This is a genomic window from Pseudotabrizicola algicola (genome assembly GCF_010915705.1).
Taxonomy (GTDB): domain Bacteria; phylum Pseudomonadota; class Alphaproteobacteria; order Rhodobacterales; family Rhodobacteraceae; genus Pseudotabrizicola; species Pseudotabrizicola algicola.
In genome coordinates this window covers 84,570-106,036 of record NZ_JAAIKE010000003.1, presented here as the reverse complement: position 1 = coordinate 106,036, position 21,467 = coordinate 84,570, and the positions used below count along the sequence as shown (strand labels likewise).

The window sequence follows — 21,467 nt, the reverse complement described above, 5'->3', positions numbered from 1 at the left end:
TACAAAAGACCTAGGCACTTGACACAGGCCGCCCATTACAAGGTTCAGCGGCCAAGCAGCGCCGCATCGGTTTCCGAAAGGGTTAGAGCGATGACAGCGGGCTTCGGGGTGGTACAGTCAGCACCGGGACGCGAGGAATTGCGCCAGGTCGGGCGCGGCTCGCGTGGCATTTTTCTTACCGCTGCGCTGTTCAGCATCTTCGTCAACCTGCTGATGCTCACCGGCCCGATTTACATGTTGCAAATCTACGACCGGGTGCTCGGCAGCCAGTCAGAAGCGACGCTGATCGCATTATCGGCGCTGGTGATCTTCCTCTTCGTGATCATGGGCCTGCTCGATCATGCGCGGGCGCGCCTTCTCGCCCTTGTCGGCGCGCGTCTGCAGGCGCGGCTTGACGCGAGGGTTTTCGCCGCTGCCCTGAGCCGCGCCAGCGTGGCCCCCGGTGATCCGTTGGCCAACTCGGCCCAACGCGACCTGCAATCCATGCAGCAGTTCTGGGCCTCGCCGATTTCGGGCGCGCTGATGGATATGCCTTGGGCGCCGCTTTTTCTGTCCGCGATCTTTGTCTTTCACCCGATCCTCGGCTGGTTCGCGCTGACAGGGGGCGCTGTGCTGGTGGTGCTTACGCTTATCAATCACAAGGTCAGCAAAACCCCCTCCTTGCACAGCAGCGCCGCCAGTGTCGCCGCAGACCAGATCGCCGACCGCCTGAAGAGCCAAGCCGAAGTCTTGCGTGCGCTCGGGATGCGGGGAGCCGCCTTCCAACGCTGGGAAGGCGCACGTATCAAAGCTCTGGCAGCAGGGGTTCACAGCGCCTCTCTTTTGGGTGGTTTCAGCAGTTCAACCAAAACCCTGCGCCTGTTCTTGCAATCGGCAATCCTTGGTCTTGGCGCATGGCTTGTATTGCGGGGAGAATTGACCGGCGGAGCGATGATCGCGGCGTCGATCATCCTTGGCCGCGCACTGGCACCCATAGAACAGGCAATCGGCCAATGGGGGCTTTTGGCGCGCGCGCGCGAAGGCAGGGACAATCTGTCAAAGCTTTTGTCGCTCCAGCCTCCTGAAGCAAGGCGCACCGCCCTACCGCGTCCCAAGGCGCTGCTCGAGGTGGAGGGACTCTCGGTCATGCTGCCCGGAAGCGCGAAACCCATTTTGCGAAACGTCAGCTTCCGGCTGGAGCCGGGGCAGGCGCTTGGCATCATCGGCCCCTCCGGAGCCGGAAAGTCAACGCTGGGCCGTGCCATTGTCGGCGCGATCCGTCCCGTCGCAGGCAATATCCGGCTGGACGGAGCCGAACTCGATCAGTTCGATCCCGATGTCCTCGGGGCGCATATTGGCTATCTGCCTCAAACAGTCTCGCTGTTTGACGCAACAGTGGCCGAGAACATTGCCCGTCTTTCCCTCGCGCCTGACGCTGACAAGGTCGTTGCGGCCGCGCGTGCTTCGGCAGCGCATGACATGATCCTTCGCTTGCCAAAAGGATATGACACGCGGCTGTCTGAAGGCGGAACGCATCTTTCAGGCGGCCAGATACAGCGCGTCGGTCTGGCACGCTCGCTCTATACCGATCCCGTGCTGCTGGTTCTTGATGAGCCCAATTCCAATCTGGACAATGACGGTTCAGTCGCACTCAACAGCGTAATCCGCAAGATCAAGGCCGACGGTGGCAGCGTTGTCGTCATCGCGCATCGCCCCGCCGCGATTCAGGAATGTGACATGCTGTTGATGCTGGAAGACGGCGCGCGGCGTGCTTTTGGCCCCCGTGACGAGGTGTTGCGCGGTATCGTCAAGAACGCGACAGAGATCGTGCGCACCATGGGACCGGGAGGTGTATCATGACAGAGCGGCCGATGCCCGCTTTCCTGCGCGCGCGCGGGCCGCTCTGGCTCGGCTGGCTGGCGCTTTTGCTCCTTGTGGGCGGCTTTGGCCTGTGGTCGGTTACGACCAATATCGCAGGCGCAATCATCGCGCCCGGCCGCGTAGAGGTGGAGCAGAGCCGACAGATCGTGCAACACCCTGATGGCGGGGTGGTGGCCGAGATCCTGGTGGCAGAGGGCAGTATCGTCGCGACAGGCGATGTTCTGTTGCGGCTCGATGGCACACTGGTGCGCTCGGAACTGAGCATCGTCGAAGGACAGCTTTCCGAGGTGCGCGCCCGCCGTGCCCGTCTGGAAGCGGAACGTGACGATCTGACCGAGATGACCATCCCGCCGGATCTTTTGGCAATCGCCGCGCGCAGTCCGGAAACCGCCGAACAGCTTGAAGGCCAGCGTCGCCTGTTCATGGCCCGCATCGAGACACTTGCCCGCACTCTGGACCGCTTGAAGCTTCGCAAAGAACAGACGGCGGCGCAGATCGAAGGCATAGATGCCCAGTCCGCAGCTCTGACCGAACAGCTTGACCTGATCGCGCAGGAATTGGCCGATCAGCAGTCCCTTCTCGATAGGGGTCTGGCGCAGGCAGCGCGCGTCCTTGCCTTGCAGCGTGAAAAGTCGCGGCTGTCGGGGCAGGTTGGTGAACTGATCGCGGCGCGTGCACAGGCAGAGGGTGCGCGGACCGAGATAGATCTGCAAATGCTGGGCCTTTCAGCGCAGCGGCGCGAAGAAGCCAATAGCCAGCTGCGCGAAAGTGGCGCGTTAGAACTGCAATTGATCCAGCGCCAACGGGCATTGGCTGAACAGGTGGCGCGGCTTGATATCCGCGCGCCCACAGCCGGAACGGTGCTTGGGCTTCAGGTCACCACCCCGCGCGCGGTGATCCGCCCCGCCGATCCGGTTGCCTTCATCATTCCGCAGGACCGTCCGCTTATCATCGCGGCGCGGGTGTCACCGCTCAACATCGACGAGGTCCGGATCGGACAACCCGTCAAACTGATCTTTCCTGCCTTTCCCAGCCGGACGACACCGGAACTGGCGGGAACCGTAGCACTCGTTTCAGCCGATGCCTTGACCGATCAGGCCACGCAGGCGACCTATTACAGCGCCGAAATCGTCCTTGATGCACAAGAGGCAGAGCGGCTGGGTCATCCGCTTTTGCCCGGCATGCCTGTCGAGGCCTTTATCCAGACAGGCGCGCGCACGCCGCTGGCCTATCTGGTGCAGCCGTTCACGGACTACTTCAACCGGGCCTTCCGCGAAAGCTGACCGCAAGCACTCGCATGGGCAACCTTCGCCCGGCGCGGCGCCATCAGGCCGACAGGGCGCAGTCCGATACTTCGAACCGGCGTGCCATGATACGCCCCATCTCGCGCCTGCGCCGGAGCGGATAGACCCTCGGGCCATAAAGCTGCGAAAGTGTCCTTTCATCGCAAGGCGCGCTTGCCTCCGCGCCCGCCAGTATGGCCGCGGCCACCGCAAGTCGGGAAGACCATTCGAACATCGCCATTGCCTGCGGTCCGGGATAGAAGCTTTCCGCAGGCGCTCCGGCCGCGCAAAGAATGGCGTGCCGCTCCAGCAGGATATGGTGGTAAGAAACCGAACGCACCCCGTTTGCAACCCGCGCGCCACCAAACCCCGCTTCGGCAAGATGCCGCGCGCGCACCAGAACCCGCTTCCCGTCAGCGCCCCGCACCTCAACCGCATGCTGCGGTGAAAGCCTGAGAACCTGCGTGTTGCCGATGGCGCCGACAGGAAAATGAATAGGCTTCCAATCGGGGCGGCTCATCAGGTCATCACGGCTCAGGTCTCTTTGGCCAGACCAGATCACCCGGCCCACGCCCGCGCTTGTGCTGACCAGATCACCGGCGCGCAGCGTTTCCACCGGGCAATAGCCGCTTGGTGTCAAGATCGGCGTCCCCTTTACAAAGCAGGGGATGCCGATCTGCGCCATGTTCTGCTTGCCGGTGGCTTGGCTCGCCAGAACACCTTCCAGAATGATGCTTTCCCCGTTGGGAAAGGTCAGCACCGCATGGCCGGTGCCATCGCCCACGGTATCGGTGACCGTCACATCGCGCCATGTGACCTGATTTCCGCCGCTGGTGGTCAGGGCAGAGACATCAATCTGGTCAATCGCCCGCCCGTCAACGCGCGTGATGTCAAAATCGGTGACGCGAACGGTTCCGCTTTGCGGACCCAGCCGAAACACGTCGGCTCCGGTGCCGCCTGTCAGCGTATCCGACCCGGCATCAGCCCAAAGCGTATCGTTGCCCGCGCCGCCAAACAGGCGGTCATTGCCGCCAAGTCCGGCAATCAGGTCATCGCCATCGCCACCATAAAGACTGTCGCCGCCTGCGGCTCCGCCGTAAAGGGTGTCATTGCCCGCGCCGCCAAACAGATTGCCCTGCGTGCTGCCGGCGGTCAGCACATCCGCCTGCGCCGAGCCGATAAGGTCTTCTACCCCGGCAAGCGTATCGCCCTGCGCATCGCCGCCGCTACCAAGCCCGGTCAGCAGGTTAACAGTCACCCCCTGCGCCGAAGCGCTGTAATCGGCGGTGTCCCGACCCGCACCGCCAATCAGAACATCGGCCCCGCCCCCGCCGCGCAGGGTGTCATCCCCGTCACCGCCGTCCAGCGTGTCGGCACCGGTGCCGCCTGACAAAAGATCATTGCCGCCTTCGCCATAGATCAGGTCTGCCCCTGATCCGCCCGTCAGCGTGTCATTTCCCGCCCCACCTGCCACAACCAGCCCGACCGTGGCCGATGCACCGTTAAAGCTGTCGTTATAGCCAGTCAGCGCAAACTGCTCGATGCTGGTGAATGTGCCCTGCGCATTGGTGAAACCGGCCGGAGTCTGGGCAAAAGCATAGCTGCCATCGCCCGCGCCGTTCACCGTGACGGACACGCCCGCCGTGGTCAGGTAATTGCTGTAATAAATGCTGTCGGTGCCGGCGCCGCCATGAATGACCGTCGTTTCATGATCGTCGGTCACAAGGAAGACATCATCCCCGGCATCGCCAAACAGGGTGTCCTGTCCGGTCTGGCCGCTCAGCGTGTCATTGCCATCTCCGCCATAGACCAGATCATTGCCCGCGCCCGCAATGATGGAATCATTGCCGCCTTCGCCATAGATCGTGTCATTCCCGCTGTTTTCGACCGACCAATCGCCAAAAACATCGTTGCCATCACCCAGATAGACAAGGTCATTCCCCGCCCCGCCGTTGACCGTATCCTGACCATCGCCCGCATAGATCTGATCGGCCCCTGCATCTCCCGAAATGATATCATTGCCGAGGCCGCCAAAAAGCTGGTCGTTGTCATTGCCACCCGACAGCACGTCATTGCCTGCGCCGCCATAGAGCGTGTCGGCCCCGTCGTCGCCGGCAAGGGTGTCATCGCCCCCTGAATCTGTCAGCGAGACCGAGTTGAGCAGAATGCCGAGCGAATTGTCCTGCGACGCAAGCTCGCTCAGTTGCAGCCGCATCAGTCCACCGTTTCCTGTCACGGTGAAGGTATAGGTCTGCCATGTCGCACCCGGCTGGATCGTTGCGATGAGATTGCCGCCCCACCTGACCTCGAAACTGTCGTTCTCGCCGATACCCGGGCGATTCCGCGCTTCGATGGTCAGGGTATAGGTGCGTCCGTTCTCGGTGCTGACATCCTGCCAAATGGAATCGACTGAACCGGAGTCCTGATCCAGTTCGATAATGTTGGACCCGTCGGGCGAGGTAATGCCGTTATAGCCCGACCCCCAGACTTCAACTGTACCCCGCGTGCTTTGCCAACCGATAGGCGAGGCGTAGGTCGACATCCCACCGGGCAGGATTCCTGCATCGAAACCCGGATTGGACAGCATTTCGCTGCCGCCGAAGATAAGATCGCTTCCAGTGCCGCCCGAGATGGAATCGTTGCCTCCGCCACCATCCAGCGTGTCGGCTCCGGCCCCGCCAAAAAGTGTGTCCTGTCCGGAGTCGCCCCGAAGCCTGTCATCGCCTTGCTGACCGGTAATGGTATCGTTGCCCGCCCCGCCATAGGCGCCATCATCGCCCTGGGTCTGGTAAGTAATGTCGAAGCGGTTGGCGAACAGGTTCGACGAAGCAGCGTCCGACACCGACAAAAGCTGCAAGGACGTGATGGGCTGGCTCGCCAGCATCTGGGCCACCGCGTTGTTGGTCGGCGGCGGCGCCATGAAGAGCTGGCCATCGGTGGTCTGGAACACGACAGCGGAAAAATCGTAGGTCGTGCCGTCGAGAAACGTGACCCGCGCCGAGTAGAGCAGCACCGTATCCAACGTCCGCGCCACACCGCCGATGGTCAGCGTTTCGGCGTTGTTGGAATCGTTGTTGTTGATGGTGTTGTCGCCGTTGGTGTCATTGGAGGTGACGCGGCGGATATTGTTGAACAGCGGGTTCGATGCACTGCCATAGGTGCCAAGCGCGAGGTTCGGGTTTTCGACCGTAGTGTTGCCTTCGGTCGAATCGAGGTCGCTAAAGGTGCCAAGGTAGAAGGCATTCCACGTCATTTGCACAGAGCCGGTGGGCTCGTCAGCCGGACCTGGCCCGCCGGTATCTATCGCGTCATTGCCGTTGCCACCAAAGATCGAGTCTACGCCAACCTCACCCCACAGGGTGTCGTTCCCCTCTCCCCCGTAAATGGTATCGTTTCCGGCCCCGCCATAGACGACGTCAGCGCCGTCACCGCCACTGATAACATCATTGCCCGCGCCCGAGGGCGGCAAGGGTGCCACGCTTATGTTGTCCACGGCAAGGTCGGTAGAAAGCGTCGCCGAGCTGGTGGGGTTGCTGAACCGCAGCGTGATCTGGTTGGTGGTCGAGGTGAAGGGCACTGTGATCCGCTGACTGGTGCCATCAGAGATCTGATAGGTCTGGGTCGCAATGACAACGCCGCTGCTGTCAAGCACGTCCACCAAAAGCGTGTGGTTGCCAATGCCGAGGCCTGTCTCGAAGGCATCAAAGCTGAGCGCATAGGTGGCACCCGCCTGTGTTGTAACCGTTTGCTGGAAAGTCCCCCCGGCGGATGAGCCAGAGGCGTTGAAGGCCATGTAGCCATTGGTGACAGTGGTGGTCCCGCTGCCCCCTATGGTCCAGCCCGTCGTGCCGGAGGCAAAATTGCCGTTGGTGACGGAAACCGTGCCTCCCTGAATCGCGTCCCCATGGATGGTGTCATTCCCCGCGCCCCCGAAAAGCGTGTCATGACCGCCCGCGCCAATCAGACTGTCGTCTGCGGCGGTGCCGATAATCTCATTGTCGCCGCTGTTCCCGACGAGGGTCGCCATGAACTCTGCCTCACATCCCAGCAGGCCGCAGTGCGCGGCCCGAAAAGTATCCAGAAACCAAAACTTGGCCCCCTCGGTCACAAGGAGGTTGCGGCGGATGTGTCCCTCTGCCTTGGCTTGTCCGTCGGACCGGTAAGCGGCTCGACGGCACTGGCCCGGCTTGTTTCTCAGGTTCTGCCCGCGAACCTGTAACGGCCGAAAACTCCGTCGTTGTAGGGACGGCGGTCTGAATTCGGCCAAGGCCGCCTTTGCGCGTCAGTACAGACACGGCGGAACGGCGCGATGGGCCAAAGGCATGTGTTGATGACCGGGCCGCGCAAAACACCCGTCACCCATTGGGCCGGGGGCGCAGCGGCGCTGCTCTTTTCAGACGGAAGCCCGCAGCAGGCAGCGGCAAATCTTACAAAGATTCTTAAGGCATTTCCGATATCCGGCGAACAACGCCGGCCGGGGCTGATTTTTGCGAACCTGACCAACAGCAGGAACGCGCCATAGCGAAGCAGCCTCCAGACGCGCAGAACTGTCAGTTTTCATTTTTCACGAGAGGCAGAGCATGACCAAAATGCAGACCGTCGATGAATCCTGGAATGCGCTCGACACCCTGTCGGCGCTGAATGTCCTGTCGAACCCGATCATGGTCGCCGACAGGTCTATGGTGATCCGCTTTGTCAACGAAGCCGCCTACAAGATGTTCGAATCGATCGAAGCCGACATCCGGAAGGATTTGCCCTCTTTCGTCGCGCGGGCCGTTGTCGGGAAAAGCATCGACGTCTTCCACAAGAACCCCATCTATCAAAGGCGGATCATGGAACACCTCGTTCGCCCGCATGATGGCAAATTCACCATTGGCGGCAAATCCCTGTTCTTCAAGGCCACCCCGAATTTCGACGCATCAGGCGCGCTTGCCTCGGTCTATGTCGAATGGCAAGACCGGACCTTCGCCGTTGAAAAGCAGGCACAGGTGATGAAATTCATCCATGATGTCAAACAGATGGCTGATGCGCATGATGCGGGGATGATCTCGACCTTCCTTGATACGGCCCATCTTGATGACGAACTCAGGCCCGTTGCGGAAAGCGCAAACCGGATGGTCAGATCGCATATCAATACGAAAAAGAAGATCATGGCGGTGGTCGCCGAATTCGCGAACGGAAATCTTGACGCAGATATCGAACGGTTCAGCGGGGACAGAAGGTTCATCAATGAGGCGGTCGATGGCATCCGCGCCTCGTTCCGGGGCATCATGTCGGAAATGAAACGCTTCTGCTCCGGCCTTCGCAATGGTGATCTGAGTGTCACCATAGATCCGGGAGCCTTCAAGGGCGAGTATGAGGTGCTTGCCCTTCTTATGGACGAATCCCTGTCTGATCTGAGCCAGACGATTTCCTCTGTTGCGGGCCATGTTGATCAGGTCGCCCTTGCGGTCGAGCAAATCTCGGATGGCAGCGGCATCCTTTCGCAAACCTCTCAGGTCGCATCGGCCTCGGTGGAAGCGGTTTCCGAATCCACCGAAGAGACAAGCAAACAGGTGAAATCCAACGCTCAATCCGCAAAATCCGCCGCCAAACTCGCCTCCGAGACGACGGCGGCAGCCAACTCCGGTTCCAAGCGGGTTGAAGACATGGTCAACGCGATGGAGGGCATCCGGTCCTCTTCCAAAAACATTTCCAAGATCATCAAGGTGATTGATGAAATTGCCTTTCAGACAAACCTGCTCGCCCTCAACGCGGCCGTCGAGGCGGCCCGCGCGGGCGAACATGGGCGCGGCTTCGCCATTGTCGCGCAAGAGGTGCGCAGCCTTGCCGGGCGGTCGGCAACTGCCGCGAAAGAGACCGAAAACCTGATCGTGGACGCAAGCCAAAAAGTCGATGAGGGAACAGCCCTGACCAAGCTGACGCGCGAGGCCTTCAGCGAGATTTCAGAAAACGCGAAAAAGGTCGAAGCGCTGGTTGTCGAAATTTCAAGTTCCAGCGACGAGCAGGCACGCGGTGTGGCACAGATCAATGCTGCCATCATGGGCGTTACGAACTCCGCACAGGCGACAAACCAGCAAGCCATAAACCTTTCCGGCAGCGCCCGTCAGATGAAAGAGGCAACCGATATGATGAAGCAAGAATTCGCACGCTTCAGAACGCGAGAAAGCGAACGGATTCCCGAAGGTTGGCTTGCAGCCTCCCGAGCACGGCGGTCCGGGGCGAGTTCCGGCGCGGATCTCGCGCGCGCCACGGGCTGGCAACAGCACTCCGCCCGACGATAGCAGGAAAAGGCCCCCGACGACCTTCGATGATCTCTCGCGCCTGCGTCACCTCTCTCTGACGTGAACCATAAGGGCAGGAAGGCAAACCGCTCAGGCGCGATACCGGCGTTGCGCACCGGACCTCAGGTATCGCCCCCCGCCGAGGGTGCCGGTCTGCCAGCCTCGGCCACCAGAGCAGCCAGACGGTAAAAGCCATGCACCATCTTTGAAAAGGGCATCAGCAGGAACAGCACCATCACTGTCGCCAGATGCACGGCCAGAAGCGGACCTACAAGAGCGCTGCCGGTGGCCGCATAGAGCGCAAGCCCCGTCAAGGCGACACCGCCAAGCAGCAGGATAAAGGCCATCTCGCCACCCCAGACCCGCACCGCCCCAAGGGCGGGGTCGGCCCGCAGCTTGAGCAGCGCAAGCCCGACGGCCCCTGCCACCATCATCAGCCCGCCGGGAACCCCGAGCAGTTTGGGCAGCGAAAGCAGCGGATAGGGCGCCTCCCAGCCCAAGGCATAATGCATGACCGTGCCACTGCTGGTCGAGGCAAAACACAGCAGGAAGCCATACATCATCAGTTGGTGCATCACGCGGCGATGGTTGCTGAAACGGTCTGCGTTCTCGAAATTGCAGCCTTCGCCATGACCACCCGACAGGTTCTTCATCCGTGCGGCCTGATCGAAGGCGCGCATAAGATGCGCCCAGCGCACCCGGCCACCGCCCACTTCCCGCCAGTAATCACGCAGCGACAGCGCGATCAACGCCAGCGGCAGAACGAAGGCGGGCACGAAGATAGCGACAAGCGTGTTATGGGCCAGATGGGCATAAAAGCCAGCGCCCGAGACGGGACGCCACATCGTCAAAGCCCAGAAGAACCACGCCAGCGCCACCACCAAAAGGCCCGCCAACGCAACGCCTTGCGTCTGGAACAGACGGGCCAGCGCTTGCGGGCGCGCCAGACGCTCCCAGCTTTCCACCCGCACCTCGGCCAGCGCGGCAGGGATGTTCAGCGCGAATTCATGGGGCTGCGTGTATTGGCAGGCGTAATAGCACCCCCGGCAGTTGTGGCACAGATTGGCAAGCTGGGTCAGGTCGCCATCGGCAAAGGCTTTTTGCCGCGTCATGGCCGGAAACACCGAGCAGAACCCCTCGCAATACCGGCAGGCGTTGCAAATCTCGATCTGGCGGCGGGCCTCTTGGGTGGCGGACAGCGCCGAAAGAGGCAGCCCTGCGGGCGAAAGGTCAAGCGACATGGGCGGCGGCCTCCTTGCCCGCGATACGTCCAAAGACAGTGCCGATGGTCATGCCAAATCCGGCAAGATAGCCTTGGCCAAGGATAGACCCGGCCATGATCTCTCCGGCGGCCCAGAGGTTCCGGACCGGGCCTTCGGGGGTATGCACCTGGGCGCGGGCATCTACCTTCAGGCCCAGATAGGTGAAGGTGACGCCCGGGCGCAGTTGATAGCCATAAAAGGGCGGCGTCTCGAGCGGGCGTGCCCAGTTCGTCTTTGGCACCTTCAACCCTTGGGTCCGCAACCCGTCAAGCTCGGTCGGATGGAACGGGCCGGGCGTGCAGGCGGCGTTGAAGCCGTCAACTGTGCGGCGCACCGCTTGCGGATGAAGTCCCAGAGCCGTCGCCAAGCCTTCGATCGTGTCGGCTTTCACGGGGGGAAACACCGAAGGCATGAACAGATCGATCGATTTCGCGTCAATCAGCGCGAACCCCACCTGATCAGGTTGCGCCGCAACCAGACGGCCCCAAATGGCATAGCGCTTGGGCCAGACATCCTCGCCTTCGTCATAGAACCGCTCGCCCTCCTTGTTGACGACGATCGAGAACGGCACACAATCCAGCCGCGTGACGATTCCGCCATCATATTTGGGCGCACGTCCGTCGATGGCGACCGCATGGCATTGCGTCGGATCACCCACGCTTTCTGCCCCTTGGTCCAGCATGTCGCGCAGCACGACACCTCGGTTGTAGGGCGTGCCGCGGATCAGGAAATTACGTGCAGCTGGCCCCCACGCCCGGGCCAGCCAGTCGATATCGGCCTGAAACCCGCCCGAAGCCAGCACGAAGGCCCGCGCCTTGACCGTTACAGGTCGCCCTGCCACCTCGACTTCCAGGTGGGTGATGCAGTCGGCCTCACGATGCACATGCGTCACTTGCGCCTCATAGGCAATCTTGATGCCCAGATTGGCGGCGGTGCTGTAATAGGCGTTCACCAACGCCTTGCCCCCACCCAGAAAGAACGCATTGGTGCGCGACAAGGACAAGGTGCCCGACAGCGAAGGTTGAAAGCGCACCCCATGCGCCATCATCCAAGGCAGGCATTCCTCGGTCGAGCGGATCGCAAGCCGTGCGAGGGCTTCATCGGTTTTCCCCTTGGTGACAAGCATAAGGTCTTGGAAATACTCCTCTTCCTCATAGCTGCCGGTCAGCGGGAACATCGGGCCGTGGTGCATGCAGCGAAAGTTGCGCGTGTGGCGGCTGTTACCTCCGCGGTAGGCCTTCGGCGCACCTTCAAGGATCAGCACGCTTGCGCCCGCCTCGGCGGCGGTGATCGCGGCGCAAAGCGCAGCATTGCCGCCCCCCACCACCGCCAGATCAAAGGTTTCGGGCCAATCCTTCACGCCTCGTCCTCCATCGGCAGTTCGCGTCCCCGCATCCCGCGGATACGGGCCGAAAGCGCGGCCTCTACATGGGCGCGCATCGCCGCCTCGGCCCCTACCCCGTCACGCGCCCGCAACGCGCCCAAGACGGCGGCATGTTCCGCCACTGCAGAAACCGCGCGCTCCGGGTCTGCCAAGGTGGTGGGGCCAAGAATAAGCAAGGTCTTTTGCAGCGCGCTCATCGCCTTGATCAAAAAGCGGTTGCGTGCGGCATCAATCAGGGTGCGATGGAACACGCGGTTCAACTCGCGCGCCGATGCACCCACCGGGGCCTGCTCGAGTTCGAGGTTCAGCGCTGCAAGTTCCGCCAATTCGATATCGGACGCCGCCCGCGCGGCAAGCCGCGCTGCCGTCCCCTCCAGCACAGCCCGCATCTCGTAAAGCTCCACCACCTCGGCATGATCCAGACTGCGGATTGTCGCGCCCTGACGCGGCAGATGGACAACAAGTCCATCCGTTTCCAGTTGCCGGATCGCCTCGCGCACAGGGGTCCGGCTGATGCCAAGGCGTTCGGCAAGCTCGGTTTCCCGCAGCCGCGCCCCGGGGGCAAGCGTGCCACTGCGGATATCATCCAGAAGACGGCGATACGCGCTCTGGCCCTGGGGAAGATCGCTGTCATCGACCATGAAACGACTCACTTGCGGTTAATGTGTCCTGATGTATACATTTGGATACAATATTGCGCAAGGAGGCTTCGATGCCCCGTTCCCTGATTCCCGACCAGATGCCGAAACGCTTGGCGACGCTTGCCCTCGCGCTCTTGGGGGCGGGGCTGTTCTATCTCTTGGGCCTGCCCCTGCCCTTTCTCTTTGGCCCGATGGCAGCCTGTCTCGTCGCCGCGCTCGCAGGCGCACCGCTCCGCGGGATGGGAACCATCTCGACCCTTGCGCGCACCGTCCTTGGAGTCGCGGTGGGTGCATCGATCACGCCAGAGGTGGTGGGGCGCATCCCCCAGATGGCAGGCAGCGTGGCCTTGGTTCCCGTCTATGTCGTGATCATCGGCATTGTGGGCGTGCCGTTCTTCCGGCGCCTTGGCTATGACCCCGTCACCGCATGGTATGCCGCCATGCCGGGCGGATTGCAGGATATGGTGACCTTCGGAAAGGAGGCCGGCGGCGACGGGCGCGCCTTGGCACTGATCCACGCAACACGTGTTCTGATCATCGTGACGCTGGCACCCTTGATCCTGACAGGGCTTTATGGCTCCAGCCTGACTGGTGTTTTGGGCGCACCCGCGCGCGATTTGCCACTGGCAGAACTTGCGATGATGGCCGCCGCTGCCGTGCTGGGCTGGAAAGGCGCAGAACGCATCGGTCTTTTCGGGGCGTCTATCCTTGGCCCGATGATCGTGACCGGCGTGCTTTCCCTGACGGGGATGATCCACAGCCGCCCGCCCGCCGAGGCGATCCTGACCGCGCAGCTGTTCATCGGACTTGGCATCGGGGTGCAATATGTAGGCGTCACCTTCCGCGAATTGCGCAGCTTTGTGCTGTCGGGACTGGCCTTCGTCGTTCTGCTGGCCATGTTGGCGGCGCTGTTTACCGAATTGGTCATGCTGACCGGACTAGCCCGCCCCGTCGAAGGCTTCCTCGCCTTTGCACCCGGAGGGCAGGCAGAAATGACGGTGTTGGCGCTGGTCGCCGGGGCGGATCTGGGGTTTGTCATCCTGCATCATCTGACACGGATCGTGGTGGTGATCCTTGGTGCCCCTGTGGTGGCAAGGGTGCTGCAGGTGCGGCGATCCTAGGGCGTGACAAGGTGAATGGGCTGGCCTGCGGCAAAGGCATTCACCTGATCGAAGACATCGGCGAACTGAAGGTCGAACTCTTCTTCGGTGACAAAGCCGATGTGCGGGGTCGCGATCACGCGCGGATGCGAAAGCAACGGGTCGGCAGGGTCTGTCAGCGGCTCGGTGTCAAACACGTCGAGCGCCGCCATCCCCGGCCGGCCGCAGTCCAGCGCGGCCAAGAGCGCACCGGGCGCGATCAGCCCAGCGCGTGATGTGTTCACCAGCACTGACCGCGGGCCCATTTGCGCAAGATCGTCTGCGGTAACGATGTCGATGGTCTGCGGGGTCAGGCGCAGGTGCAGCGTCACCACATCAGACCGCGCGAAGAACGCCGCGCGGCTCTGCGGCACCTCTCCGCCTTCGGCGGCGGCCCGCGCCCGCCCCGCCTCGGACCCCCACCACAGCACAGATGCACCAAAGGCGGCGGCATATCCTGCGATCAGCCGTCCGATCCGGCCATGCCCGTAAATGCCGATGGTTTTGCCGCGCAAGGTGCGCCCCACCCCTGCCTGCCAAAGCCCGGCCTTGGCGCTGGCCATCTGCCCCCGCAGATCGCGCAAGGCCGCAAGGATCAGCGCCCATGTCAATTCGGCCGCAGCATGGTTCGGGGCTTCGTCCGGCTTACGCGAGGCAAAGGCTACACCGCGCGCTGCACAGGCCTCTACATCGACATGCGGCCATGCCCCGCGGCCCGAAATCAACCGCAAGTCGGGAAGGGCATCCAGCAGACCGGCGGTAATGCGCGTGCGTTCACGGAACAGGCAAACCGCCTCGGCCCCTTGCAGGCGGGCGGCAAGCTCTGCCCCTTCTGCCGCATCTGTCCACACCGTCACCTCATGCCCGGCCATTCGCGCAAAGCACGGCAATGTGCGCAGCGTGTCCGACCAGTCGTCGAGGATATGAACCTTCATTTTCCGTCCCAGATTGCTTCAGGCACCATCACCTCGCCCCGCGCCAGAAGCCGCGCGGTGCGCAAGAGCCCCGCCGATTTCAGCGCAAAGCCCTCCGGGCCACTGTCATAGTCAACCGTCACATCAATGACGCCGCCGGGATGTTCGATCAAGACCAAGGCAGGACGGCCATCGGGCGGCGCAAACAACCCTTCGGCCACGGTGCCGGGCGTCAACACGCAGGATGCAAGGCATTGCGCGCCCGTCACCGCCATCGTGGGGTGGCAGTTCCACGGCATGAAATAGCGTGCCGTAACGGTCCCGCCATCGCGGGGCGGCGCCAAAAGCGCGAACTTCGGCGTCACCGATTTCGCAACATCCCCCATGCCCATGCGCCGTCCGGCCTCTTGCCGGATCGGCTCCATCCGCGCGTAAAAATCACGGTTCGCATCCAGTTCCTCCACCGTCTCGAAGCCTGTCAGACCAAAGTCTGCGGCGCGGGCAATTGCGATGGGCATGGCAACGTCCATGCAGGTCAGTTCAATCCCGTCGATCACATCGCGCACCTGCCCCGTCGGCAGCAGCGATCCGGTGACGGACCCGACCACATCCATGAAGTTCAGAAAGATCGGCGCGGCGGTTCCCGGCACCCCGTCAATCGCGGCGTCGCCCGTGTAATCCACCTGCCCGCCGGGGGTGCGTACCACCGCCTCGACCTTGGCCCCTGTGTTCACCGACCGGATGCGGATGCGGGTCACATCGCCCTGCGACGGCATCAGCCCCATTTCGATCGCCGCAGGACCGACCCCCGAAAGGATGTTGCCACAGGTCGGCTTGAAATCCACCAGACCATCCTCGACGCTGACTTGGGCGAAGAAATAGTCGATGTCGCAATCGTTGCTTTCCGACCGGGACAGCATGGCAACCTTGGTTGTCACCGCTGCCCCGCCGCCGATACCGTCGATGTTCAGCTTGTGGCCGGACCCGACCGCTGCCACCAGAACCCGCGCCAAGGTCTCGCGATCTTCGGGCAGGTCCTGCCGCCGGAAATATGGGCCGCGCGAAGTGCCGCCACGGAAGAAATGAAAGGGAATGGCGGTCTGGGCCATCGGTCTCTCCTGCATGTCAAAATGGAAAAACCCGCGCCTGTCGAAGGCGCGGGTGAAGGGGACTCAGCGGAAGGGCCAAGGCAGATCGGCCATGTCTTGCAGAACACCCGACGGGAAGTTCAGCGACAGCGCCCAAGCCAGCAGCAGAATGAACCCTGCGGCACCGGCGGTCATCAGCACCACCGCAACCAGCCCCGCCTTGGCGCGGATGACCAGAAACAGCGGGAAAAACACCAGCAGAGCCGCGTAAAACCCGACCAGCGCCGTCAATCCGACAAGACCCGCAATCCACGCAAGGCCGCCCCAAAGCGTTCCCACGCCCGGTTGGCCAACATGGTCGCCCGTCAGTTCGGCATCGAAATGCGCATGATGCCCCGTCTTGCCACGCACCAGTTGCGGCAAAAGGATCGCCAGCATCGCAAGCCCGATGACCGAGACCGAGAGCGGGAAGACCTGCGCCAGAAAATCATGTTTGAGAGAGTCGAGCAGCGCGATCAGCAGAACTCCGGCCATCGCGGCGGCAAATCCGATTTGCGGCAAATGGGCCTTGAACGATGGCACATCAGGCGCATCATCCTCGTTCGGCACGACATTGCCATGTTCATCCACACGGTTGCGCAGCCCGAACCAGACCGAGGCCAGCGTCATCAACCCGATGATGATAACCCCCGGACGACCAAGGAAGGACCAGCCGTTGAATTGCAGCGCCTGATAGAAATAGGTCTCGGCCTGCGGGGCCAGAACATAACCGATCAGCAGGGCCGGACGCGGCCAGCCAAACCGCTTCATCAGAACGCCCAGAACACCAAGGCCCAGCAAAGCCACCAGATCGGCCAGTGACCGTGTCGCCTGGAACGCCGCAAAGCAGACCAGAACGATCATGAAGGGCGCAAGCCGCTGGAACGGAATCTGCGTCAGGCGCGAGATCGGGATGGCCAGCGCAAGGCAGATGCCCGCCCCCATCACATTGGCCAGCGCCAGCGACCAGACCACCGAATAGGTGATGTGCAGATCGGCCCCCACCATCGACGGACCGGGCTGGATACCCAAAAGCACCATGCCGCCCAGAAACACCGCCATCGCCCCCGATCCTGGGATGCCGAACAGCATGGTGGGCAACAGCGCACCGCCCTGCATTGCGTTGTTGGCGCTTTCAGGTGCGATCACACCGCGAATGTCACCCTTGCCGAACTTGGGGTCTTTCTTGACGGTCTGCACCGCATGGCCATAAGCGATCCAGTCAACCACCGATCCACCAAGGCCGGGGATCGAGCCAATTATGCACCCGAAACCGGAACAGCGCATCGACAGCCAGATATTGGCCCACCAGTCGCGGAAGCCCTGAAACCAGCCGGTGCCAAGCGTGTGACCCGACGCGATGGCCGAATTCTTGCGCAGCAGGTCCGCGATTTCGGGAATGGCAAAAAAGCCAAGACCCACGATCACCAGCGGAATCCCGTCGTAAAGGTAATCAAAGCCGAAGATCATTCGGAATTCGCCCGTTGCAGGCGCTCCGCCGATTGACCCGATGATCAGGCCGATGGCACAGGCCGCCAGCCCCTTCGCAAGACTGCGCCCCGCCAGAACCGCCACCATCGACAGGCCGAACAGCGCCAGCATGAACAACTCGGCCGACCCGAAAGACAGGATGATGGGCCGCGCGATGACCACAAAGCCGGTCAGGATGATCGCGCCGAAAATCCCGCCCGCCATCGACGAGATGAAGGATGCAGAAAGCGCCCGCGCGGCCTGCCCTTGGCGCGCCAAGGGGAACCCGTCGAGCACGGTCGCCTGACTGGCCGATGAGCCGGGTATCCCCATGAGAACCGAGGAAAACGTGTCGGAGGTCGGGATCACGGCAACCAGCCCGATCAGCATGGCCAGCGCGGTAATCTCGTCCATGCCATAGAGGAACGGGATCAGCAGCGACAATCCGGCGATGCCACCAAGGCCGGGGATGACGCCGATCACCAGTCCGATGGACACACCGATCAGCATGTAGAACAGGTGCTGAAAGGTCAGCAGCGTGGCGAGAGCGGACAATAGGGTATCGACCACGGAGACTACTCCCGTGTTGGTCGCCAGCGAGGGCGACGGGTCAGTGATGGGTCAGGGAAGGTTCGGAAAAGATTGGCGGGCGCCTGTGCGGCACCCGCCCCGGGCTGCGCGGAGGATCAGTCTTCGCCCAGTTTCACGCCGTATTCATCGCCCAGCATCGTCGCCACCTGCTTGCGCAGTTCCGGCGTGATGGTGGTGCCCTTTTCAAACAGGGCCTGTGCCAGAGGTCCGGTCACCTGCTCATAAGTGCCCAGAACAGTTTCGGCATTTGCCTGATACTCCGGGTCTGCCTTCATGTCTTCGAACGCCTTCTGATAGGCGGCGACGATGTCATCCGGCGTGCCCTTGGGCAGGAACACCATCTTCTGGGCGGGGAAGCCTGCGGTGAAGAAGGCGAAATAGGCGTCATACTCGGGGCCCGACGGCGCATTGCCCGTCAGCGTCTCGTAAGCTTCTACGAAAGAGGGAAGATCGGGGAAGGTCGGGTCACGCATGACCTCGCCAGCTTCGTTCAGGACACCCCAACTGAACAACGGCACGGCCTGTCCGGCATCCACGAGCGGCTGGACGCTTTTCAGATAGGCCGACGAGGTCTGATAGTCGATGTTGACCTCGCCGCGCTCGAAGGCCAGACGGCCATCGCCGCGCCCCTTGAAGCCAAAGACATGCTGCACATTGAAGCCCATCAGGCGGAAGCCCAAAAGTGGCACGAGGTCCAGCGATGTCGCCCCTTGGCTGGCATAGACCAGCTCTTTGTCCTTCAGCATCGCAATGTCTTCCGGGCCCGACAGACCCAGCGAAGGGGTGGTATAGACCACGCCGCCGGTCGGACCGGCCATCGCGATCTTCCAGTCCTTGTATTCATAACGGACGCGCGGATCGCCCAGCAGATACGGGAACTGCGTCGACCCCGAGGTGCCCAGAATGGTCAGACCATCCGGCTTTGCACGGGCCGCGAACAGGTTCGTTCCCTTGGTCGACCCGCCGCCCGGCTCGTTCACCACCACAACGACCGGATTGCCCGGCAGATACTTGGACAGAAGCGGCGCATTGAAGCGCGCCCAAGTGTCAGACCCGCCACCGGCCGAGAACGGAATGATCCATTCGATCGTCTTGCCAGACAGGTTCACTTCGGCAGCAGCAGGGCCCGCCAGACCCAAGGCAAGCGCACCGGCTGCAAGCCCCAGTGCCACGCGCCGCGTGATGTTTACGTTGGATGCCATGTCGTCCTCCCGGTTTCTCCATTCTACGCGCCTCACCCCTCAGGGCCAGAAGGCGCGCTGCCATCCTTGATTTCTCCTCCCAAGAACGGCTTGATGTGCAACTTAGGTTCGGTTCCTGTCCGTAACCTGTCTTGCCCGCAAAAGGACAAACATGCGTGTGATCTTGATAGAGGATAATCAAAGCCTCGCCAAAGGCATTGAAAATGCCCTGAAAGATCAGGGACATGCGGTTGACCATCTGGATGACGGGCTTGATGGGGATGCCTTTCTTGCGGGCCAGACCGCCGATGTCGCGGTGATCGATCTGAACCTGCCCCGCCTGTCCGGTATAGAAATCATCCGGCGCATGCGCGCACGCGGCGACACCACGCCCGCCCTGATTCTTACCGCGCGGGGAAAAACATCAGAGCGGGTCGAGGGTTTGGACGCAGGAGCGGACGATTATCTTGTGAAGCCTTTCGACATGGCCGAACTCATTGCAAGGCTGCGCGCGCTGTCCCGCAGACGCCCGCAGGTAGCTCCCGCGCGCGAGACGCTGGGCCAGTTGATCTATGACCGCGAACAGCGTGCCGTCTTGCGTGACGGGCGCAGCCTTGATCTGCCACGCCGGGAACTCGCGCTGTTTGAATTGCTGCTGGAACACAGGGGCCGGCTGATCGAGAAAGACCGGATCGCAGACTCGCTTTACGGCACGGGAACACCGGTCGAGGCCAATGCGGTCGAGCTTCTGGTGTCACGGCTCCGGCGCAAGATTGACGGGTCAGGCGCGACGATCCGCACAGCGCGCGGGCTCGGATACATGCTGGACGAAACTTGATGCTGCGCCGCCTTTCGCTGCGCACGCGGCTGTTCCTGCTGCTGATCCTTCCTCTGGTTGCGGTTGCCACGGCGGCGTCCTTTGCGCGCTATCAATCGGCCAACGAACTGTCGCAGGAACTTTACGACAATACGCTCTTGGTGGTGGCCCTGACGATTTCCCGCGATGTGGTGATCTCCGAAGGCGACATGCTGACCGAGCAGCTTCTGGATGAACTGACCGCCGCCCTCGGGGACCCGGTCTACTATCGCATCACCGGGCCGGGCGGGCGTTTTGTGACCGGATATTCGGACCCGCCGGATTTGCCCGAAAACAGCCTGATCGAAGGTGGCGCGCCGGTGTTCTTTGACAGCGTGTCGCTGGGGCGGCCCGTCCGCGCGGTGGTGCTGCGCGAATTCATCAGCGAGCCGCAATTCGGCGGATGGGTCACGGTCGAGGTTTGGCAGACGGTCAGCCAACGCCTTGCCCTGTCACGCACTCTGGTAACGCAATCGATCTTCCTCTTGGGTTCCGTGATCCTGACGGCGGCGCTCATCCTGTGGTTCGGCATCCAGCTCGGGCTGAAACCGCTGCTGGACCTGCGCGATGCCATCGGCCAGCGCAGCGCCGACGATTTGCGCCCGATCCGCCGCTGGGTGCCGCCGGAACTGCGCCCGTTGGTCCAGACCTCGAATTCGCTGTTTGATCGGTTGGCCGCGGCTTTTGCCCTGCGCGATGCCTTCATCTCGGACGCCGCCCACCAGATGCGCAACCCGGTTGCCGCCATCCAGAGCCAGGCCGAAGCCGCCATCAGTGCCCCCAGCGAAACCGATTTGCGCGCCCGCGTGGTCGATCTGGCCGAAACGGCCCGCGCCACAAGCCGACTGACCTCGCAACTGCTCTCGCTCGAACGGGTGCGCGGCCGGAGCCTCAAGATTCTCGTGCAGCCCGTCGATCTTGTCGCCTTGGTGCGTGACAAGGTGCGTCCCTTTGCAGAAGGCCAGTTGCGGCGCGATGTAGATGTCGCCTTCACCGTCACCGGAGAGCCGCGCCCCATCGACTGTGACCCGGTTCTTGTCGAGGAAATGGTGTCGAACCTTCTCGACAATGCCGCGAAATACGGCCTGCGTCCGGGTGGGCAACTTGACGTGACGGTGGCTTTTGACCCGCATCGGGTCAAGATGCGCTTTGCCGATGACGGTCCCGGTGTTCCCGCGGAATTGGCCGAGCGTGTTTTTGACCGGTTCTTCCGCCTCGATGACTCGCAGCCGCTTGGCTGCGGCTTGGGCCTTGCCATCGTCAAGGACGTCGTCAACGCCCATGCGGGCGAGGTGTTTTGCATCCCGCAGCCAGCGGGCGTTCTGTTCGAGGTGGTGTTTCATCGCTAGCCGGCACCGGCCGACATTCACTGTTGCAACATCACCGCATGACCGGTCCTTCGTTTTGACGCAGGTTCAAATCGTTTAAAAAACTGCGAAGGTTGTTTCCTCCTCCTCGCAAATTCGTCTCCGTCG

Annotated in this window: 15 protein-coding genes; 7 read left to right on the top strand and 8 right to left on the bottom strand. The window is 62.2% G+C overall.

Going from position 1 to position 21,467, the window contains the following annotated elements; genetic code table 11:
- Positions 1-90 precede the first annotated feature (90 nt).
- Together G3572_RS10255 and G3572_RS10250 are read left to right on the top strand one after the other, a co-directional pair.
- On the top strand, positions 91-1,839 hold the full coding sequence (locus G3572_RS10255; protein WP_164611451.1) for a type I secretion system permease/ATPase: 1,749 nt from the start codon (positions 91-93) through the stop codon (positions 1,837-1,839).
- Positions 1,836-3,143, top strand: a complete 1,308-nt coding sequence (locus G3572_RS10250; protein ID WP_164611449.1) for an HlyD family type I secretion periplasmic adaptor subunit — start codon at positions 1,836-1,838, stop codon at positions 3,141-3,143. The genes G3572_RS10255 and G3572_RS10250 overlap by 4 nt, the downstream gene beginning before the upstream one ends.
- Positions 3,144-3,186: 43 nt before the next feature.
- Here G3572_RS10250 and G3572_RS10245 read toward each other — a convergent pair whose 3' ends face one another.
- Positions 3,187-7,170: a Hint domain-containing protein gene (locus G3572_RS10245; protein ID WP_164611447.1), complete on the bottom strand. Its 3,984-nt coding sequence runs from the start codon at positions 7,168-7,170 to the stop codon at positions 3,187-3,189.
- A 303-nt stretch (positions 7,171-7,473) separates the two neighbouring features.
- On the opposite strand from G3572_RS10245, the gene G3572_RS10240 reads away from it, so the two are divergent.
- Complete coding sequence (locus G3572_RS10240; RefSeq protein WP_164611445.1) at positions 7,474-7,665, top strand: hypothetical protein; 192 nt, start codon at positions 7,474-7,476, stop codon at positions 7,663-7,665.
- Positions 7,666-7,723: 58 nt separating this feature from the next.
- Positions 7,724-9,427 carry a methyl-accepting chemotaxis protein gene (locus tag G3572_RS10235; RefSeq protein WP_164611443.1) on the top strand — a complete coding sequence of 568 codons (1,704 nt, stop codon included), beginning with the start codon at positions 7,724-7,726 and terminating at the stop codon, positions 9,425-9,427.
- 122 nt (positions 9,428-9,549) lie between these two features.
- Here G3572_RS10235 and tcuB read toward each other — a convergent pair whose 3' ends face one another.
- From tcuB to G3572_RS10220, 3 genes are read right to left on the bottom strand one after another with little or no spacing between them, the layout of a single operon-like run.
- Positions 9,550-10,668 (bottom strand): tricarballylate utilization 4Fe-4S protein TcuB, encoded by a 1,119-nt coding sequence (gene tcuB, locus G3572_RS10230; RefSeq protein WP_205518686.1) that lies wholly within the window; start codon positions 10,666-10,668, stop codon positions 9,550-9,552.
- On the bottom strand, positions 10,658-12,049 hold the full coding sequence (gene tcuA, locus G3572_RS10225; protein WP_164611441.1) for an FAD-dependent tricarballylate dehydrogenase TcuA: 1,392 nt from the start codon (positions 12,047-12,049) through the stop codon (positions 10,658-10,660). The genes tcuB and tcuA overlap by 11 nt, the downstream gene beginning before the upstream one ends.
- Positions 12,046-12,714: a GntR family transcriptional regulator gene (locus G3572_RS10220; RefSeq protein ID WP_164611439.1), complete on the bottom strand. Its 669-nt coding sequence runs from the start codon at positions 12,712-12,714 to the stop codon at positions 12,046-12,048. The genes tcuA and G3572_RS10220 overlap by 4 nt, the downstream gene beginning before the upstream one ends.
- A 71-nt stretch (positions 12,715-12,785) precedes the next feature.
- Here G3572_RS10220 and G3572_RS10215 point away from each other — a divergent pair, with 71 nt between their 5' ends.
- A complete protein-coding gene (locus G3572_RS10215) occupies positions 12,786-13,835 on the top strand; it encodes an AbrB family transcriptional regulator (protein WP_205518685.1) in 1,050 nt (349 codons plus the stop codon).
- Here G3572_RS10215 and G3572_RS10210 read toward each other — a convergent pair.
- The 4 genes from G3572_RS10210 to G3572_RS10195 form a co-directional block, all read right to left on the bottom strand.
- Positions 13,832-14,788, bottom strand: coding sequence for a D-2-hydroxyacid dehydrogenase family protein (locus G3572_RS10210; protein ID WP_164611437.1), 957 nt, complete (start codon positions 14,786-14,788; stop codon positions 13,832-13,834). The genes G3572_RS10215 and G3572_RS10210 overlap by 4 nt on opposite strands.
- On the bottom strand, positions 14,785-15,876 hold the full coding sequence (locus tag G3572_RS10205) for a 4-oxalomesaconate tautomerase (RefSeq protein ID WP_164611435.1): 1,092 nt from the start codon (positions 15,874-15,876) through the stop codon (positions 14,785-14,787). The genes G3572_RS10210 and G3572_RS10205 overlap by 4 nt, the downstream gene beginning before the upstream one ends.
- A 63-nt stretch (positions 15,877-15,939) precedes the next feature.
- The gene (locus G3572_RS10200) at positions 15,940-17,874 is read right to left on the bottom strand and encodes a tripartite tricarboxylate transporter permease (RefSeq protein ID WP_240335525.1); all 1,935 of its coding nucleotides are present in this window, start codon (positions 17,872-17,874) and stop codon (positions 15,940-15,942) included.
- Positions 17,875-18,050: 176 nt separating this feature from the next.
- On the bottom strand, positions 18,051-19,157 hold the full coding sequence (locus tag G3572_RS10195; protein ID WP_164611431.1) for a tripartite tricarboxylate transporter substrate-binding protein: 1,107 nt from the start codon (positions 19,155-19,157) through the stop codon (positions 18,051-18,053).
- A 151-nt stretch (positions 19,158-19,308) separates the two neighbouring features.
- On the opposite strand from G3572_RS10195, the gene G3572_RS10190 reads away from it, so the two are divergent.
- Together G3572_RS10190 and G3572_RS10185 are read left to right on the top strand one after the other, a co-directional pair.
- On the top strand, positions 19,309-19,974 hold the full coding sequence (locus tag G3572_RS10190; protein ID WP_164611429.1) for a response regulator transcription factor: 666 nt from the start codon (positions 19,309-19,311) through the stop codon (positions 19,972-19,974).
- Positions 19,974-21,341, top strand: coding sequence for a sensor histidine kinase (locus G3572_RS10185; protein ID WP_240335505.1), 1,368 nt, complete (start codon positions 19,974-19,976; stop codon positions 21,339-21,341). The genes G3572_RS10190 and G3572_RS10185 overlap by 1 nt, the downstream gene beginning before the upstream one ends.
- Positions 21,342-21,467: the final 126 nt, after the last annotated feature.